The 16,752-nt window shown below is 72.5% G+C and carries 15 protein-coding genes; 7 read left to right on the top strand and 8 right to left on the bottom strand.

Features of this window, described 5'->3' with window-relative positions; all coding sequences use genetic code 11:
- The 3 genes from AC3ET4_RS17690 to wrbA all read right to left on the bottom strand — a co-directional run.
- The coding region (locus tag AC3ET4_RS17690; RefSeq protein ID WP_431950368.1) for a hypothetical protein at nucleotides 1-265 on the bottom strand (265 nt) is incomplete at its 3' end.
- 150 nt (nucleotides 266-415) lie between these two features.
- Nucleotides 416-1,066, bottom strand: a complete 651-nt coding sequence (locus AC3ET4_RS17685) for a DsbA family oxidoreductase (protein WP_431950366.1) — start codon at nucleotides 1,064-1,066, stop codon at nucleotides 416-418.
- Nucleotides 1,067-1,173: 107 nt separating this feature from the next.
- Nucleotides 1,174-1,782 (bottom strand): NAD(P)H:quinone oxidoreductase, encoded by a 609-nt coding sequence (wrbA, locus tag AC3ET4_RS17680; RefSeq protein WP_431950364.1) that lies wholly within the window; start codon nucleotides 1,780-1,782, stop codon nucleotides 1,174-1,176.
- Nucleotides 1,783-1,955: 173 nt separating this feature from the next.
- On the opposite strand from wrbA, the gene AC3ET4_RS17675 reads away from it, so the two are divergent.
- Together AC3ET4_RS17675 and AC3ET4_RS17670 are read left to right on the top strand one after the other, a co-directional pair.
- Nucleotides 1,956-2,429, top strand: a complete 474-nt coding sequence (locus AC3ET4_RS17675; protein WP_431950362.1) for a MarR family winged helix-turn-helix transcriptional regulator — start codon at nucleotides 1,956-1,958, stop codon at nucleotides 2,427-2,429.
- A gap of 162 nt (nucleotides 2,430-2,591) precedes the next feature.
- Entirely contained in the window at nucleotides 2,592-3,185 is a 594-nt protein-coding gene (locus AC3ET4_RS17670; RefSeq protein ID WP_431950380.1) for a CGNR zinc finger domain-containing protein, read from the top strand.
- Nucleotides 3,186-3,284: 99 nt separating this feature from the next.
- Here AC3ET4_RS17670 and AC3ET4_RS17665 read toward each other — a convergent pair whose 3' ends face one another.
- Nucleotides 3,285-3,980, bottom strand: a complete 696-nt coding sequence (locus tag AC3ET4_RS17665; RefSeq protein WP_431950360.1) for a cytochrome b/b6 domain-containing protein — start codon at nucleotides 3,978-3,980, stop codon at nucleotides 3,285-3,287.
- Entirely contained in the window at nucleotides 3,922-4,596 is a 675-nt protein-coding gene (locus AC3ET4_RS17660) for a molybdopterin-dependent oxidoreductase (RefSeq protein WP_431950378.1), read from the bottom strand. The genes AC3ET4_RS17665 and AC3ET4_RS17660 overlap by 59 nt, the downstream gene beginning before the upstream one ends.
- 885 nt (nucleotides 4,597-5,481) lie before the next feature.
- Here AC3ET4_RS17660 and AC3ET4_RS17655 point away from each other — a divergent pair.
- The 3 genes from AC3ET4_RS17655 to AC3ET4_RS17645 all read left to right on the top strand — a co-directional run bounded on the left by AC3ET4_RS17655 (nucleotide 5,482) and on the right by AC3ET4_RS17645 (nucleotide 9,674).
- The gene (locus tag AC3ET4_RS17655) at nucleotides 5,482-7,431 is read left to right on the top strand and encodes an N-acetylmuramoyl-L-alanine amidase (protein WP_431950357.1); all 1,950 of its coding nucleotides are present in this window, start codon (nucleotides 5,482-5,484) and stop codon (nucleotides 7,429-7,431) included.
- A gap of 268 nt (nucleotides 7,432-7,699) precedes the next feature.
- On the top strand, nucleotides 7,700-8,170 hold the full coding sequence (locus tag AC3ET4_RS17650) for a hypothetical protein (RefSeq protein ID WP_431950355.1): 471 nt from the start codon (nucleotides 7,700-7,702) through the stop codon (nucleotides 8,168-8,170).
- Nucleotides 8,171-8,489: 319 nt separating this feature from the next.
- Entirely contained in the window at nucleotides 8,490-9,674 is a 1,185-nt protein-coding gene (locus tag AC3ET4_RS17645; RefSeq protein WP_431950376.1) for a serine/threonine-protein kinase, read from the top strand.
- 34 nt (nucleotides 9,675-9,708) lie between these two features.
- On the opposite strand, the gene AC3ET4_RS17640 is transcribed toward AC3ET4_RS17645, so the two are convergent.
- Nucleotides 9,709-10,551, bottom strand: a complete 843-nt coding sequence (locus AC3ET4_RS17640) for an undecaprenyl-diphosphate phosphatase (RefSeq protein ID WP_431950353.1) — start codon at nucleotides 10,549-10,551, stop codon at nucleotides 9,709-9,711.
- A 616-nt stretch (nucleotides 10,552-11,167) separates the two neighbouring features.
- Here AC3ET4_RS17640 and AC3ET4_RS17635 point away from each other — a divergent pair.
- Nucleotides 11,168-12,469, top strand: a complete 1,302-nt coding sequence (locus tag AC3ET4_RS17635; protein WP_431950351.1) for a hemolysin family protein — start codon at nucleotides 11,168-11,170, stop codon at nucleotides 12,467-12,469.
- Nucleotides 12,466-13,509: a hemolysin family protein gene (locus tag AC3ET4_RS17630; protein ID WP_431950349.1), complete on the top strand. Its 1,044-nt coding sequence runs from the start codon at nucleotides 12,466-12,468 to the stop codon at nucleotides 13,507-13,509. The genes AC3ET4_RS17635 and AC3ET4_RS17630 overlap by 4 nt, the downstream gene beginning before the upstream one ends.
- Nucleotides 13,510-13,719: 210 nt before the next feature.
- Here the strand turns inward: AC3ET4_RS17630 and AC3ET4_RS17625 are convergent, their stop codons facing one another.
- Nucleotides 13,720-13,947 carry a twin-arginine translocase TatA/TatE family subunit gene (locus AC3ET4_RS17625; protein ID WP_431950347.1) on the bottom strand — a complete coding sequence of 76 codons (228 nt, stop codon included), beginning with the start codon at nucleotides 13,945-13,947 and terminating at the stop codon, nucleotides 13,720-13,722.
- Nucleotides 13,948-14,086: 139 nt separating this feature from the next.
- Complete coding sequence (locus tag AC3ET4_RS17620; protein WP_431950345.1) at nucleotides 14,087-16,681, bottom strand: Pls/PosA family non-ribosomal peptide synthetase; 2,595 nt, start codon at nucleotides 16,679-16,681, stop codon at nucleotides 14,087-14,089.
- Between the last annotated feature and the right edge of the window lie 71 nt (nucleotides 16,682-16,752).

The following is a 16,752-nucleotide window of genomic DNA, read 5'->3' as shown; positions in this document are numbered from 1 at the left end:
GGCAGGGGTTGCGGTTCGGGGCGGCCCTCGACCACGGACCCGCGGCCGACCGAGCAGTGCTGAGACTGGTCTGCGCGACCGCCTCGCCGGGCGCTTCGTCGAGGGCCGCGTCGAGGGCCGCGTCGAGGTGTTCACCGTGCAGTGCGGTGTCCCGTCGGTGCGCATCCCCCGCCATGGCGCCCTGCGGCGCGCAGGGAAGCAGGCCGTTGTCCGGGTTTTCCGGCCTGGAGCAGACCTCGGGGCTTCGTCCACGTCGTGCTGCCACGGCATCCTGGACCGCCACCTGCAGACCCCGCTGGTCGAGCCCGGCGCGTCCGGCCCACGTCCGACGCCGCAGTGGGGTCGGACGTGGGCCGGGGCGGGCAGCGGCGGGACTCAGGGCGTTCGGCTCCGGCGGCGGACGGTGCGCCCCGCGTCACGCCCCGGCCGGGGTGTGGGCTTCCCAGGCCTGTTCCAGAGCGCGGGTGAACATCTCGGCCGGCTGCAGGCCGGTCACGCCGTACTTCCGGTCCAGCACGAAGAACGGCACACCGCCGGCGCCGAGTTCCGCGGCGAGCCGCTCGTCGGCCCGGACCTCCCGGGCGTAGGCCTCGGGGTCGGCCAGGACGGCGTCCGCCTCCGCCCGGTCCAGTCCCGCCTCTACCGCGAGGTCCAGTTGGGTCCGCCTGTCGTAGACGGAGCGCTCGTCCGCGAAGTTCACCGTGAAGGCGAGGTCGAGAAGCTCCTGCTGGACGCCGTGCGCCTTGGCCAGGTGCAGCAGGCGGTGGACGTCGAAGGTGTTGCCGTGGACGCGGCCGCCGATCCGGTAGTCCAGGCCTTCGGCGCGGGCCTCCGACGCGGCATGCTCCTCCCGCGCGACCTGCTGCTCGCGGGTGCGCCCGTACTGTGCCGCGACGGCGTCGATGATGGGGGTCGTGCCGTTCCGGGCGTCCGGGTTGAGCTCGTACGAACGGTGCACCACCTCGACCTCGTCGCGGTGCGCGAAGCCGGCGAGGGCCCGCGCGAAGCGCGCTCTGCCGATGTAGCACCAGGGACAGGCGACATCGGTCCAGATCTCCACGCGCATGTTTCCGCATCTCCTCGTTCGTGGGTCGGTGGGGTGTGGAACGGCGCCGCGCGGCCGTCGGTGAGGGGTGGTGGGGTCGCGCGGCGCCGCTGCCTGCGGGGTGCCGCTCAGGCGGCCTTGAGCTGTGCGGCGACCCGGACGACCCGCTCGGCCTGGACGCGGGCCGCGGTGCGGGTGACCTCGTCCACCGGGTTGTTGCCCTGGCCGTCCACGTGGGAGGTGCCGTAGGGGTTTCCGTCGATGAACTTGGACGGCTGGGTGAAGCCCGGGGTGACGGTGATCCCGCCGAAGTGGTGGATCGAGGTGTAGAGGGACAGGAGCGTGGCCTCCTGGCCTGCGTGCGCCGTGGCGCTGGAGACGAAGGCGCTGTAGACCTTGTCGATCAGCTTGCCCTCGGCCCACAGACCGCCCAGCGTGTCGATGAACTGCTTGAGCTGCGCCGAGACGTTGCCGAAGCGGGTGGGGGTGCCGAAGACGACGGCGTCGGCCCACTCGATGTCCTCGGGTGTGGCCTGCGGCACGTGCGCGGTGGCCGCGTGGTGGGCGGCCCAGGCCGGGTTGGCGTCGATGGCGGTCTGCGGGGCGATTTCCGCCGTGCGGACCACGCGGACCTCCGCGCCGGCCTTGACGGCGGCGTCGTGGAGTTCCTTTGCGATCTCGGTGATGGTGCCGGTCGACGAGTAGTAGACGATGGCGAGCTTGACGGGGGTGGCCACGAGAGGCGCTCCGTTCCTTGGTTTCCGCTGTCGGGGGGATGGCGCCCGGTGCTAACCGACCGGTCGCCTATTTCGAAGCTAGACGACCGGTCGACAACTGTCAAAGGCATGCGCTCGCCCCGAGGCGGCGCTCTGCGGGTCTCATTGACCTGTCAAGCAGCTACAGTGAGGGGATGGCAACCACGAAGCGGCAGGTGAAGGCCCTCAGCGCGAGCGAGGAAGCGTTCGTGCGCGAGGTGGGACGAGTCCTCCTCGAGCTCCCGCGTGCCGTCGACGCGGACATGATCGAGGGGGCCGGGCTTCCGCTCTCCGAGTACTCGCCGCTGATGTTCCTGTCGGAGACCCCGGGCCGCGCGATGCGCATGAGCGAGCTCGCCGCGGTCTGCAGCCTCTCCCTCAGCGGCATGACGCGTGTCGTCATCCGGCTCGAGAAGCACGGCTGGGTGGAACGCGTCAAGTGCGCCGAGGACGGCCGGGGCTGGAACGCCGTGCTCACGGACGCCGGGCTCGAGCGCCTTGAGCAGGCATGGCCCACGCACCTCGCCAGCGTGCGGCGCCACCTCGTCGACCATTTCCGCGACCACGACCTCGCCGCGCTGACGGCCGCGCTGCGACGCGTGGCGAGCGGCCAGGGCGATCGCGCCTGATCGAGGGCTGTCCCAGGCGCCCACTGGAGGCCGCGTCGAGGCTGCGTGCCGTCACGGCCTGTGCGGTGAGTGGCGCCCGGGGCCGCGGTGCGCGGGAGCGGCGGACCGCCGGAGTGACAGCGTCTTGCCGTGTTGTTCGTCACCTGCCAGAATGGTGACATGATGCATGCGTTCAAGTGCGGCCTGCCGGTGCTGGACTTCGTGGGAACGCTGAGGCGCCGCCGGAACCCGGACCCCCAGGAGATGCTCACCACGCCTGAGAGCCTGGACGTGTGGTTCTGGGAGTCGGGCCTCGTCGACGGGGCCGTGGGTGCGCGGCCGTCCGACGTGACGGAGGCCGTCGCCCTCCGAGAGGCGATCTTCTCGCTCGTCAGCTCCGCCCTGAACAAGGAGGAGTACGACGCCGAGGCCCTCGCGCTCCTCAACTCCGCGGCACGCGGGCCGTCCGCCGTCCCGCAGCTCACCGCGCAGGGGCGCCGGGTCGAGGCGACCCCCCGGCAGGCGCTGTCGTCGTTGGCCCGCGAGGCGGTGCGGCTGCTGAGCGGTCCCGACATCGAGCTGGTCAAGGAGTGCAGCAGGCCGGAGTGCACGCAGATCTACCTCGACCGCTCCCACGGCGGCCGCCGCGAGTGGTGCGCCATGGACCCGTGCGGCAACCGGGTGAAGGCAGCCGCGTACCGGGCGCGCAAGAAGGCGGCGCGACCGCGGTCGGCCAGGTCTCACCCGGCATCGGTCTCCGCAGCCCGGCGCACGTAGCCGTACGCCGTGCCCGGGCCGTACACCGTGCCCGGTCGGCCGGGCCCCGTCTTCGGGGCCCGGCCGACCGGGCAGGCGCGTACGAGGGCGAAGCCGGGGTCAGGGCTGAGGTGTGTCCTTCGCCGCCGGACGCTCCTCGGCCTCCGTCCAGTGGACGTGCCACCGTCTCGCCCAGGCCGTGGACACGTAACCCGTGCGCATCCCCAGCCGGGCCTCGGGGTCCTGCAGCGCCTTGCGTATGTGCCCGATCACCACAAGGACGATGGCCCAGGCCACGAGGTCGTGCACGAAGATCGCGCTGGTGCGGGAGACCGCCGGCAGCACTCCGGTGAACCACATCAGCAGCCCGGTGGCCGCCATGACCAGTACGGCCCCCGCGAGCCACCCCGCGTAGAGCTTCTGGCCGGCGTTGAACTTGCCGGCGGGCCGCAGCTCCGGAGCGGTCAGCCGCCTGCGCGCCGCGCGCAGCCAGTGCCTGTCGTACGCGGCGAACCGGTTCAGCCTGCGCAGGTCGGCGCGGAAGGCCGGGGAGACGAGCCCGAGCAGAAGGGGCAGCGGCAGCAGGATCCCCGACCACTCGTGGACGGTCGCGACGAGATGGCGGCGTCCGACGAGCTGGGCCAGCGGACCCAGGTAGAGGCAGGCCGCGGTCGTCAGGCACAGCAGCATCAGCAGACCGGTGCCGCGGTGCACCCAGCGCTCGGCCCGGGTGAAACGCAGCGCCCGCGCCGAGCGCTCAGGCGGCCTGCGCGCCGCCACGCCGGTCGGCCCCGTCGAGCCAGCCGTCGAGGTCATAGCCGTACTCCTCCCAGTAGCCGGGGACGACCTCGTCGGTCACCGTGATTCCGGACAGCCACTTGGCCGACTTGTAGAAGTACATCGGCGCGGCGTAGAGCCGGACAGGACCGCCGTGCTCGTGGCTGACCGGCTTGTCCTGCATCTTCAGGGCGACCAGCATGTCGGTGCGGCGGGCCTGTTCGAGGGTGAGGCTCTCGGTGTAGACGCCGTCGAAGCAGGTGAAGTGGATCGCCTTGCCCTCTGGGCGTACTCCTGCCGCGTCGAGCAGGTGGGACAGCGGCACACCCTCGAAGGGGGTGTCCGCCACCCGCCAGCCATCGGTGCACAGCACGTCGCGCACGATCCGCCGCTGCGGCAGCGCGCGGAGGTCGTCGAGCGTGTACGTGCGCGGGCGGTCGACGAGCCCGCCCACCTTCAGCCGGTAGGCGCGCGCGTCCTTGCGGGGCACCGACCCGACGACGCTGTAGTACCGGAAGCCGCCCGGGTTGGGCAGGACCCCGGTCAGTCCGGTGGGGTCGGCCTGGGAGGCGGCGCCGAGGACGCCCTCCCAGGCGCGCTGCAGCCAGGGCGCCGCGGCGACACCGGCCGCACCGGCGCCGAGCATGCCGAGCATGGTGCGGCGTGCCACGGGGGTTCCGCGCTCCGGTCGGCGCTCCCCGCCGGCGGCGGTCACCGCGTCCCCTTCCTTGCGCCGGACGCGGCGGCCCAGGCCCCGGGGGAGGGAACCGGCGGCGCCTCGCCCGTCGCGATGTCGTCGTACCTCACAGCTCGGCCCATGCGGCTCCTCCTGTCCCGGTGACGCGACGGCTGCGCATCACCTGTTGAAGTGGTGACGACTCTCGCACGAGGAAAAGTCACTAGTCAAGGTGGTGATGCATTCCGGGATGTGGACGCGCGCACCGGTGAAGGGTCGGTAATGCCCGGTTCGATGTCGTTACGTCCCCACGCTTACTTGCATGGTGCAGCTCTTTTCTGATCTACTCCTCGACGCAGCAAGCACTATTGGCCGGGCCCGCGGCTCTCAGGGGCACGCGCGTCCGGACAAGGCAAGGATTTCCGTGAGCTTTCACCGTCGGGGCGGTGGCGCATAGTGCCGAGCGACTGCTAGGCATGTGGCGAACTCATCCGCCGGTGCGGCCTGGGCCCTCCTCCGCCTCTGCGTTCCCCTCGTGGGAACGGGAGTTGCGGCGGGTGTGGCGCACTTGGCTGGTGGACTGCGCACTCACCGTTCGGTTGCAAAGGTGCAGCCGGCCGCACGCCTGCGTGTGTGCCCTCCTGCCGGCGGCAGTCATGTCCGGGTCGCCCGGCATGGGTGGCGGCTTGCCCGGCTCGGAAACGTACGGGGAAGACACGGAAAACGGACGTTGACGGAGTTTCACGTGCCCTTGATTCCGGCACGAGTGGAATCGCGTGAGCCTTCCACAGGAAACGGCGATACGTCATATCGAAGCGGAGCCGGGGGAATCGGCTTCGTCCGTTCAAGATTTGGAATTGTTTCATGGCATCAGAAACACCCACAGGCCGGCACGCCAAGCGGCGCAAGCGCGGCCTGCTGGCCGCGGCCAGCGCGCTGGTGGTCGCCGGATCCGTGGCCGTGCCGCTGACGGCGCAGGCCACCGGAGCCACGCCAGCGGACGCCGTCCTGCAGCGCGACTTCGCCGCGGCTGCCGACGAGTACCACGTGCCGGAACAGGTGCTGCTGGCGGTGGCGTACCAGGAGTCGGCATGGGACGGCCACGCCGGCCGGCACAGTGCGAGCGGTGGCTACGGCCCCATGCACCTCACCGACGTGACGCCGGAAATGGTGGCCGGCGGAGACGCCGGGGCGGCCGGCCGCAGCGACATCGAGTCCTTCGTCGCCGACCCGGCCCTGCACACCCTCCAGGCCGCGGCGAAGCTCACCGGGCTGTCCGCGCAGGAACTGCGCGACGACCCCGCCGCCAACATCCGCGGCGGCGCGGCCCTTCTCGCGTCGTACCAGAAGGCCGCGGGCGGATCGACCTCCGCCGGTGCCGGTGACTGGTACGGGGCGGTCGCCCGGTACAGCCAGGCCTCGCAGGCGCAGGGCGCCAAGGCGTTCGCCAACCGCGTCTTCGCCACCCTGTCCAAGGGGGCCGCCCGCACCACCGCCGACGGGCAGCGGGTCAACCTCGCAGCCCTGCCGCAGGTCAAGCCCGCCACGGGCCAGTTGGCGAAGCTGCGGCTGAAGGCCGCGGCCGACACCGGCGCCGAGTGCCCCGCGACCGTGGATTGCACCTTCGTGCCGGCGGCGCCGAGCAACGGCCAGGTCTCCGACCGGCCCGCCAACGGGGTCAGGATCGACACGATCGTCATCCACGACATCGAGGGCTCCTACGAGTCGGCCATCGCCTCGTTCCAGGCCCCGGGCAGTTCGACCGCCTCGCACTATGTGATGCGGTCCTCCGACGGTGCGGTGACGCAGATGGTGCCCACGAAGGACATCGCCTTCCACGCGGGCAACTACTCGACCAACATGCACTCCATCGGCATCGAGCACGAGGGCTTCGCCGCACACGGCGCCGACTGGTACACCGAGGCGCAGTACGAGGCCACCGCCGAACTGGTGAAGTACCTGGCCAAGCGCTTCGACATCCCGCTGGACCGGCAGCACATCATTGGTCACGACAACGTTGTCGGACCGAGCTCCGACCTTGTTTCCGGCATGCACTGGGACCCGGGTACGGCCTGGGACTGGGAGCACTTCATGGCCCTTCTCGGCGCGCCCGCCACGGGCAAGCACGGGGTGGGTGACGTCGGCTCGGTGGTGACCATCGCCCCCGGCTTCAAGCACAACCGGCAGACCGTCGAGATCTGCCCGGGCGACGACCCGACCGGAGCCACCCCCGAGTGCACCAAGGTGACGCAGCCGTCGAACTCCCTGTTCGTGCGGACCGCACCCAGCAGCACCGCGCCCCTCTTCGGCGACCAGGCCATCCACTCCGGCGGCAACGGCACCGACCGCGTCAACGACTGGGGCAACACCGTGCAGGCCGGCCAGCAGTTCGTGGTCGCCGGCAAGAAGGGCCCCTGGACGGCGATCTGGTTCAGCGGCTCGAAGGTGTGGTTCTACAACCCGGGCGGTGCCAACACCCTTGTGGCGCGTGATGGTTACACCATCGTCAAGGCCGGCGTGAAGAGCTCTACGCCGCCCGCCAAGGTGTACGGCTCCAGCTACCCGGACGCCGCCGAGTACCCGGCCGGCTACGGCGCCTCCACCCAGGCGGCGCTGAGCATGTACACCATCCCGTCCGGCCAGGCATACGTCGCCACCGCGGCGCCGGCGCTCACCGACGACTACTTCAAGAGCGACGGCAAGGTCGTCTTCGGCGCCAAGAAGATGTACACGATCCAGTACAACCACCGGGTCGCCCTGGTGTACGCGAACGACGTCATCGCCTCCCGGCGCGCCGTGCACCACGGCCGCTGACATCCGCATGACGCTCTGAGGTGGGGCCCGCGAGCCGTTGCTCGCGGGCCCCACCCGCGTCCTGGGCCCTCCGATTCCCGCGTCCCGGACCCTGGCCTTTTCGCGCCGGACCTCCGTCTTCCCGCGCCGGATGCCGGTCTTCCCGCGTCAGGACCCAGGCCTTCCGAACCCGCGCCTTCTGCCCTGCGAGCCCTGTGCCCGTGCCGGACCGGCACGGTTGGCACCGCGGTGAGCCGGGCTCACCGACCGCACACCTTTGGAGTCACAGGTGCGCAAAGCACTCCTTTCCGCAGCACTCGCCACCGCCGCCCTCGCCTGGTCCGCCGTCTCGTGCGCCGGCGCGGGCGCGGAAGGGCCCCGCCCGGGTGGGACGACCCCCGGCGCGGTCGCGCGGGACCTGCGGGTGGGAGCCGTCTGCTCCTCGCGCTTCGCCTTCGCCACCGACGTCTCCTGCGGGCTGGTGGGCCTGGGCGACGTCCGCTTCCACTGCGCGGACGGGCACGACGGCCCGTGCCCCAGGACCCGTTCCGTGACGTTCGAGAACATCGGCAGGGCCGCGGTGCGGCTGGTGGCGGTGAGCGGGTCTGCGCCGGGGGAGCGGCACGAGACCGTGTTCCCCGTGCTGGCGAGCGGCGCGCGGGCGGTCGTGGCGCCGCGGGCCGGCGACCGCTACCTCTTCGACGTCCTCTTGCGCGCGGGGGTCGGTTCGGCGGCGGTGGGCGTCGTCGCGATCGGCTGAGGCCGCCGGGTCACGGGAAGCGCGAGGCGAGGGGTGGTCGGAGCACCGGCGCCCCCGTGCGCGCCGGTGCCGGGCCTGTGCCCGCCGGGCCCTGCCGTGCGCGGAGTCCGCGCGGCGGCGGCCGACGTGCTCGGCGCCCCTCCCCGGCCGGACCGGGGCCCGGCGAAAGGCGCGTCCCCGGCCGCCGCGGCCGCAGGTCATCGCTGGTGCGCGGGTGAAGTACCTTAAGGGGGGTCTGGTTTGGCTCGCGGGATCGAGGTCGTACGACGTGCTGGTGGCGGATCGGTATCGCTTGGACGCGGCCATCGGCCGCGGCGGCATGGGCGAGGTATGGCGGGCGACCGACGAGGTGCTGGGACGTCCCGTGGCCGTCAAGCTCCTGCTGGGCGACGGCTCGGACCCCTCGGCGGCCGCGCGCTTCCGGCTCGAGGCGCAGACGGCGGCGCGTCTGGGCCATCCGCACGTCGTGGCGGTCTTCGACTTCGGGTCCTGGGACGGGCGGTTCTTCCTCGTCATGGAACTGGTCGAAGGCGACAGCCTGGCCCAGTTGCTCGAGGCCGGCCATCTGCTGGGCGCCGAACGCGCCGCGGTCGTCGCCGCGCAGGCCGCCGCGGGGCTGGCCGCGGCCCATCAGCAGGGCATCGTCCACCGCGACATCAAGCCCGGCAACCTGATGCTCGACGCCACCGGGTCCGTGAAGATCGGCGACTTCGGGATAGCCCGTTTCGTCGACGATCCGGCCGCCGGGCTCACGATGACCGGTCAGATCGTGGGCACCAGCCTCTACCTCGCCCCCGAACGCGCCCTGGGCCGGACCGCAGGGCCGGCCTCCGACGTCTACGCCCTCGGGTGCGTCCTCTACCAGCTGCTGACGGGCCGTCCGCCGTTCCAGGGGGACAGCGCGACGGCCCTGCTCTACCAGCACATCGACAGTGCGCCCGTGCCGCCCTCGCACCTGGGCGTCGACGTGCCCTCCGCCTTCGAGGGCTACCTCCTCGGGCTCCTGGCCAAGCAGCCGGAGGACCGGCCGACGGCGCAGGACGTGGCCGACTGGTTCCGCACCGACGCGTGGCGTGCCCACCCGGCCCCGCCGCCGGTCGACGTCCCCTCGCGCGGCACCCCGAACGGCGCCGGCAACCGGGCGGCCGGTACGGCGGCGCTCGGGGCGCCGCCGGCGACGCGGTCCGCGCACTCCGCGCGGTCGACGACCAGGCGGCGGGCCGCCCCGGCGCAGCGTCGCAGCCCCGGCGAGTTCATCCACTACCGGCCCCGTGTCGCGAGCGCCATCGCCGGGGCGGTGGCCTTCGTGGTGGCCGTCCTCCTCGGCATGGCCTGGTTCGCACCGGAGAAGGGCTCCGCCACGACCCCCACCGACGGACCCAGTGCCACGTCGACCCGGGGGCTGGGGAGCGCGTCGCCTCAGGCCGTCTCCCTGTCCGCCGGGAAGGGCGACGGAGGCCACGGCGACGGAGACCACGGCGACGACGACGCACCGGACGACTGAGCCACCGCACGAGGCGGAGCCGAGCCGGGGAGCGTCAGCCCACGTCCCCGGCGCCCGGGGCGACCGCACCGGCGGCGACCAGCCCGATGAGCAGGACGCCGAGCAGGACGCGGTAGACCACGAACGGCGTGAAGCTGTGGGTGGAGACGTACTTGAGGAACCACGCGATGGCGGCGTAGCCCACGGCGAAGGCGATGCCTGTGGCGAGCAGTGTCGGTCCCCAGGCTGGTGCGGCCCCTTCGCCGATCTTGGTCAGTTCCAGGGCGCCGGACGCGAGTACCGCCGGGATGGCCAGCAGGAAGGAGTAGCGGGCGGCTGCCTCGCGGCTGTAGCCGAGGAACAGTCCGGCGCTGATGGTCCCGCCGGAGCGGGACACGCCGGGGATGAGGGCGAGGGACTGGGCGAGGCCGTAGCCGAGGGCGTGGGGGAGGGTGAGCTCGCTGATGGGCTTGGCGTGGCGGACGGCGCGGGTGCGGTCGGCGACGGCGAGGACGAGTCCGAAGACGATGAGCACCGTGCCGGTGATCCGCAGGTCGCGCAGTGACGTCTCGATGCTGTGCTGGAAGGCGGCGCCGAGGGCGGCGATGGGGAGGGTCCCGATGATGACGAACCAGCCCATGCGCGCGTCGGGGTCCTTGCGCCGCTCGGGCACGAACAGGGACGTCGTCCAGGCCGTGACGATCGAGGCGATGTCGCGGCGGAAGTAGATCAGCACGGCGGTCTCGGTGCCCAGTTGCGTCACGGCCGTGAAGGCGGAGCCGGGGTCCTTCCAGCCGGCCAGGGCGGAGAACACGCGCAGGTGGGCGCTGGAGGAGACGGGCAGGAACTCGGTGAGTCCCTGCAGCAGGCCGAGGACGGCGGCTTCGAACCAGGACATCGGGGGGTGACTCCACGGATGGTCGGGGCGGCACGGCCCGGCGGCGCCGCTCGGGGGCGTGACATGCGGTCGTTTGCGCTACTGGTGGCGGTGGGGACGACCGGACGGGTGGGTGGGCCGGCGCCCGCGGGGGAGGGGCCGTGCCGCCGCTCTCGGCACGGCCCGCCGGGAACCCAGCGGGACAGGACTCGTCGGAACCGCCCGGGCGGGGCGCCGCCGCGCAGGGCCGGGCCGCCCGGCGGCACCGGGTGCCTGGAGGGGCCGCCCGACCCGAACGCTCCGCGCAGCCGTGGGCACACCATCGCGGCGTTCACTCCTTCATCCGTGGTTCCGTCGGCCCCGTGCGAGCCACCCGCAGAACTACCGCGTCAGGTAAAGAAGTTCCCAAGACACTCGCATGGCCGAGCGGGCTTCGGCTGATCGCGGGAGTGGGAGGGGTGGAGGGAACGGGCCCGCCTCCGTTCGGCGGCTGTTTTTGTGCTTCCTTTACCATGGGCTGACGACACCGTACCCAGCACGAAGAAGGAGCCGCGGTTCCCGCGATGGACCATCCCCCGAGTACCGACCGTGTCATACCCCGAGAGGCCCGCCGAGGAGTGGGAAGGGGGGTGACACGGTGACCGAAGTCCTGCTTCTGCTGCTGGCGCTGCTGCTGACCCTGGCCTGCGCGGTGTTCGTCGCGGCGGAATTCTCCCTGACCACGGTGGAGCGCGGGGAGCTGGAACGTTCCGCCGCGGCCGGTGAGCGCGGCGCGGACGGCGCCCTCAAGGCCGTGCGGCGGCTGACCCTGCAGCTGTCCGGCGCGCAGCTGGGCATCACGGTGACCTCACTGGTCATCGGCATGCTCGCCGAGCCGTCCCTGGCGGTGCTGCTGCGCGGTCCGATCGAGGCCGTCGGCCTGCCCGAGGGGGCCGCGTCGATGACCGCCACCGTCCTCGGCGTCCTCGTCTCGACCGTGGTTCTGATGGTGATCGGCGAGCTGGTGCCCAAGAACTGGGCGATCTCCAGCCCGCTGGCCGTCGCCAAGGTGGTGGCAGGGCCGCAGCGCGGCTTCACCGCCGCCTTCTCACCGCTGATCAACCACCTCAACGACACCGCGAACCGCCTCGTCCGGCGCTTCGGTCTGGAGCCGGCCGAGGAACTGGCCTCCGCCCGCACGCCGGACGAGTTGCGGGCGCTGGCCCGCCACTCCGCCGCCGAAGGCGTGCTGGAACCCGACTCCGCCGAGCTCTTCGTCCGCACGCTCCACCTGAGCGAGCTGACCGCGGAGAACGTGATGACCCCCCGCGTGGACGTGCGGGCCCTGGAGACCCGTGCGACCGCCGCCGACGCCGCGGCTCTGTCGCTGTCCACCGGCCTGTCCCGCTTCCCCGTGTACCGCGACAGCCTCGACGAGGTCGTCGGCACCGTCCACATCCGCGATGTGCTGGCCCTCCCGGCCGGTGAGCGCGCCGCCACACCGGTGGCGGCCCTGGCCACCGCTCCGCTGCTCGTCCCCGACAGCCTGCCGGTGAACCGGCTGCTCGACCGGCTGCGCAGCCGCCGCACCATGGCCGTCGTCATCGACGAGTACGGCGGCACGGCCGGTGTCGTCACCGTCGAGGACGTCGTCGAGGAGGTCGTCGGCGACGTGCGCGACGAGCACGACCCCCAGCAGCGGCCCGACCTCGCCCCCGCCGCCGACGGTTCCTGGGAGGCCGACGGCAACGTCCGGATGGACCAGCTCGCCGGAATCGGCCTGACCGCGACCGACGGCCCGTACGAGACCGTCGCCGGTCTGCTCGCCGCCGCCCTCGGCCGGATCCCCGCCCGGGGCGACGCCGCCGAGGTCGACGGCTGGCGTTTCACCGTGCTCACCGTCGACCACCACGTGGCCGAGCGGGTCCGGGTGGCACGCATCACGGAGGACGCCCGATGACCGCGCTGCAACTCGCCGTCGGCGCTCTCACCCTGCTGACCAACGCCTTCTTCGTGGGCGGTGAGTTCGCCGTGATCTCCGTACGGCGCAGTCAGATCGAGCCGCGCGCGCAAGGGGGCGACAAGCGCGCCCGCGCGGTGCTGTGGGGTCTGGAGCACCTGTCCGCCCTGCTGGCCACCGCGCAACTGGGCATCACCGTCTCCTCGCTGGTGCTGGGCGCGGTCGCCGAGCCCGCCATCGCGCACCTGCTCGAGCCGGGCTTCGAGGCCGCGCACGTCCCCCACGCACTGGTGCACCCGATCTCGTTCGTGATCGCCCTGACGGCGGCCACCTATCTGCACATGCTGGTCGGCGAGATGGTGCCCAAGAACATCGCGCTGGCCGCTCCCGAGCGCTCGGCGCTGCTGCTCGGCCCACCGCTGGTGGCCGTCACCCGCGCGTTGCGGCCGGTGGTCTTCGGTGTCAACGCCTTTGCCAACGCCCTGCTGCGGCTGTTGCGTGTCGAGCCGAAGAACGAGGTCGCGGCGGTCTTCACCGACGACGAACTGGCCCGTCTGGTCCAGGACTCCAGCGCCGCGGGCCTGCTCGACGCCTCGGGCGGCGAGCGCCTGCGCGACGCCCTGGAACTGGGCAGCCGTCCGGTGGGGGAGATCCTGGTGCCGGCCGGGCGCATGGTCACCGTCGGTGAGCGGGTCACCCCGGACGAGCTGGAGCGGACCGCCGTCGCGTCGGGCTTCTCACGGCTGCCCGTCACCGGCGCCGACGGAGGCGTCCTGGGCTTCCTGCACATCAAGGACACCCTCGGTGCGGCCGAGCGCGACCGGGCCTTCCCCCGCAGCGCCCTCCACCCCGTCATCCGGCTCCGCCCGACCACCCCGCTCGATGACACGCTCACCGCCTTGCGGGCGGCGGGCACCCACCTCGCGGCCGTCACGGAGGACGACGGCACACTGCTCGGTTACGTCACCATGGAGGACGTCCTCGAGGAACTCGTCGGCCCCGCCACGGCGGCTGCCGGGGAGGCGGAGGCGGCGGCCTGAGTCGCCACCCGGCGCCTTCGCGCGAGGCCGCCCGGCCGCCGGGGCCGCTCGGCAGCGCGGCACCGAGGGGCTTCGGCGTGAGCGGGGGCGCCGGGGCTTCCCGTACGTGGGGACCGGCCGCCCGCCCGCCGGCGGACGGACGGGTCGGCTTCCGCGCGTCCTGGCTTCCGCGTCCAGGCCTTCGCCTGCGGCCGCGCGGCGGGAGCAGGCTCAGCGGCCTGCCCCGCCCGTCTCGTCCGTTCTTCGGATCACGTCCCCGGGGGCTGCCCGGATGACCCGGGGGCCGGGCCGCGCCGGGTCGTCGTCCGCGGCCGCGGCCTCGCTCTTGAGGATGCGGGTCGCCTTCCCCGCGGAGCGGACGAGGTCCGGGAGCTTCCTGATGCCTATGAGGACGACGACCACGATGAGCAGCAGGGCGAGTTCGCTGAGGCCGAACATCGTGCGGATCCTCCGGCTGGACAAGGCGCGGGGCGCCGGAAGTGACGCCCATGGGAAACTACAGCACCGGCAGCTCCTCACGGCAGTGAGGGGGAGCGCGGAGCGCCGCCGGAAGGCCGACGATCCCGGCGGGGCAGCCTCAGCGGGGTGCGCCGACCGTGGCGGCGGCCCGCAGTTCGCGGGCCGGGTTGCCGCCCCAGCGGGCCCGTTCCGGCATCTCCTCGCCCTTCATCAGGAAGGAGTCGGGGGCCAGGACCGCCTCGTCGCCCATCGTCACGCCGTAGTGGACGAGGGCGCCGACGCCGACGGTGCAGCGGCTGCCCAGCGCGGTGCGCTCCGATTTGAAGGTGCCGTCCTCCTGCGAGTGGCACTGGATCCGGGTGCCCTCGTTGAGGACGCACTCGTCGCCGATCGCCACCAGCGACCGTTCCGGAACATAGCAGCCGTCGTCGAAGACCCGGCTGCCGATGCGGACGCCGAGCAGCCGCCACACCAGGGGCTTGAAGGGCGTGCCGTTGAACACCGCGATCGCCTCGGTCGGGTTGGTGATCTTCCAGTAGCGCTCGTGCCGCCAGAAGGGGCGTTCGTAGATCGAGCAGTACAGCGGGCGCAGACCCCGCCGGCCCGCGGTGGCGCGTTCGGTCAGCACCATGCCGATGACGGCGAACAGCACGGTGAGGACGTTGGCGAGCGCGATCACCGCGGCGCCGAGCGTGTCATAGAGGTCCGCGGCGGCCGACACGACCAGGGTGACCGCGAAGAAGAACAGCCATCGCGACCCCAGGTGCAGGGCCATGGTCGCGGCGTTGTGCCGGTTCTTGGCCGCGAGGCGGCGCCGGAAGGTCGCGCGGTCCTCGACGAGATGGTCGAACCTGCTGTCCCGCAGGACGGATCGGGGGATCTCGAAGCTGGGCGAGCCGAGCAGGCCGACGCCCTCACGGACCTCCCCGTCCAGCGGGACCATCACCTTGGTGGCCAGCAGGCAGTTGTCGCCGGCCCTCGCCCCGGCGGGGAAGGGGATGTAGTTGCCCAGGAAGTTGCGCGGGCCGATCGACACCTCGGTCGTGCGGAAGGAGGAGCCGGTGTAGTCGGTGTTGATCACCGACAGCCCGTCGGCGACCATCGTTCCCCGGCCGACCCTGGTCAGGTGGGGGGCGTCCTGCCGTACGGTGAGCCCGAAGTTGGAGCCGGTCTGCTCGACGTCGCCCAGGTCGTAGCCGAGGCGGCTGAGATAGGGCACGATCGCCGAGCTGTCCCCGAACAGGACCTTGGGGAACCGCCGGTTGGTGAGGAAACCGACGGCGCGGTGCACGCCGTAGTGGAAGCCGAACAGCGGGTAGTCCCTGCCCGGCCGGACGAAGCGGCCCAGCAGGCGCGGGAGGGCCACCGAGAGCAGGAGGCCGAGGGCGACGGCGCCGAAGAAGAACATCGCGGAGACGGCCAGCGCGTCGGCGTAGAACGACCAACCGGTCAGCGCCACGGTCTCGGGCCGCAGCAGCGTGCTGGACTGCGGTATCGCGGAGATCAGCAGGGCGCCGCCGCCGACGGCCAGGGGCACGTAGGCGATCAGAGCCGTCAGCACCTGTGTGGCCCCGTAGCAGGCCCGGCGGACGGGGCCGCAGCGGGCGGGACGGGCGCCGTTGCGGTAGTCGACCTCGGTCGGCTGGGCCGGGGACCCGTGCCATCGCGCACCGTCGGGCACCCACTGGCCGGCGTGCAGCGAGGAGGAGTGGCCGAGCTGGGAGCCGTCACCCATGCCGGTCTCGATGTCGAGCACCGTCGCCTCGCCCACCAGCACGTCCCTGCCGAGAGTGACCGGCCCGGTCCGGATGACCCCGGACTGCGCCCGGTAGCAGTTGAGGAAGGAGTCCTTGCGGACCACCGATCCGTCGCCGATGGTGAGCAGATCGGTGCAGACGGGGACATGGCGGGTGAGGACCGTCACCCGCCGTCCGATGTGCGCGCCGAGCGCCCGCAGATAGAGGGAGTAGACCGGCGACCCGGCGAACAGCGCCAGCGGATTCGCCCGGATCAGCGTCTTGGCGCACCAGAAGCGGACGTAGGCGATGCTCCACAGCCGGATCTCCCGAGGACTCCACCGGCCGACCAGAGCCCACTTGCCGACGATCGGCAGCACGCACACGCCGAGGAAGACGGCGGCCCCGAAGACGACCGCGCGCAGATAGGTGTCGAGCAGTCCGGAGCCGTCCGCGATCCAGTCCACGCCGCCCGCCAGGACGACGGCCGCCGCGAAGGAGTAGGCGAGGAAGAACAGCAGTTGCAGCGCCGCGCACAGCGCATAGTGCGGCGTACCGGACGGTCCTCCCCGCGCGCCCGGCCCGGAAGCCTCCTGTGCCGGGGACGTGGCGGGCGGGGCTGCGGCAGCCGGGGCCGCGGCCGCGGCCGCCGGGGCGGCAACGGGAGGAGCGTCCGCGAGGGCCGCCGCCAGGCTCCTGACCGTCGGGTGCCGGTAGACGTCCTTGATCGAGACGGATGGCACGTCATCGCGCTTCCTGAGCCGCGCGCAGAAGCGGGCCATCACCATGGAGTCGGCGCCCAGGTCGGTGAAGAAGTTGCTGTCGAGCGGGACCTGCTCGACCTGCACCACCGGGGCGAGGACCTCGGCGATGACGCGCTCGCGGCCGGCGACCGCGGACGCGTCGTGTCCGGGGCCCGGGCCGTCGCGGCGGGGGTTGGGGTCGGGTGTCAGGAGGTCGACCGGCATGTCCGCCATGGCGGCTCCATAAAACGTGCGGACCGCAAGCGGTCGAGCGGGGAGCCGAGGCGAGACCGTCTCGGCCGACG

It is taken from the genome of Actinacidiphila sp. bgisy167, from assembly GCF_057707665.1.
Note: the sequence above shows the minus strand (reverse complement) of the source record. Positions and strands in the feature narration are given on the sequence as shown.

Bases quoted from the DNA above. Each gene is read 5' to 3' on its own strand.
- AC3ET4_RS17685 (WP_431950366.1), bottom strand. From the start codon at position 1,066: ATGCGCGTGGAGATCTGGACCGATGTCGCCTGTCCCTGGTGCTACATC.
- AC3ET4_RS17675 (WP_431950362.1), top strand. From the start codon at position 1,956: ATGGCAACCACGAAGCGGCAGGTGAAGGCCCTCAGCGCGAGCGAGGAA.
- AC3ET4_RS17670 (WP_431950380.1), top strand. From the start codon at position 2,592: ATGCATGCGTTCAAGTGCGGCCTGCCGGTGCTGGACTTCGTGGGAACG.
- AC3ET4_RS17665 (WP_431950360.1), bottom strand. From the start codon at position 3,980: ATGACCTCGACGGCTGGCTCGACGGGGCCGACCGGCGTGGCGGCGCGC.
- AC3ET4_RS17660 (WP_431950378.1), bottom strand. From the start codon at position 4,596: ATGCTCGGCATGCTCGGCGCCGGTGCGGCCGGTGTCGCCGCGGCGCCC.
- AC3ET4_RS17655 (WP_431950357.1), top strand. From the start codon at position 5,482: ATGGCATCAGAAACACCCACAGGCCGGCACGCCAAGCGGCGCAAGCGC.
- AC3ET4_RS17645 (WP_431950376.1), top strand. From the start codon at position 8,490: ATGGGCGAGGTATGGCGGGCGACCGACGAGGTGCTGGGACGTCCCGTG.
- AC3ET4_RS17640 (WP_431950353.1), bottom strand. From the start codon at position 10,551: ATGTCCTGGTTCGAAGCCGCCGTCCTCGGCCTGCTGCAGGGACTCACC.
- AC3ET4_RS17630 (WP_431950349.1), top strand. From the start codon at position 12,466: ATGACCGCGCTGCAACTCGCCGTCGGCGCTCTCACCCTGCTGACCAAC.
- AC3ET4_RS17625 (WP_431950347.1), bottom strand. From the start codon at position 13,947: ATGTTCGGCCTCAGCGAACTCGCCCTGCTGCTCATCGTGGTCGTCGTC.
- AC3ET4_RS17620 (WP_431950345.1), bottom strand. From the start codon at position 16,681: ATGGCGGACATGCCGGTCGACCTCCTGACACCCGACCCCAACCCCCGC.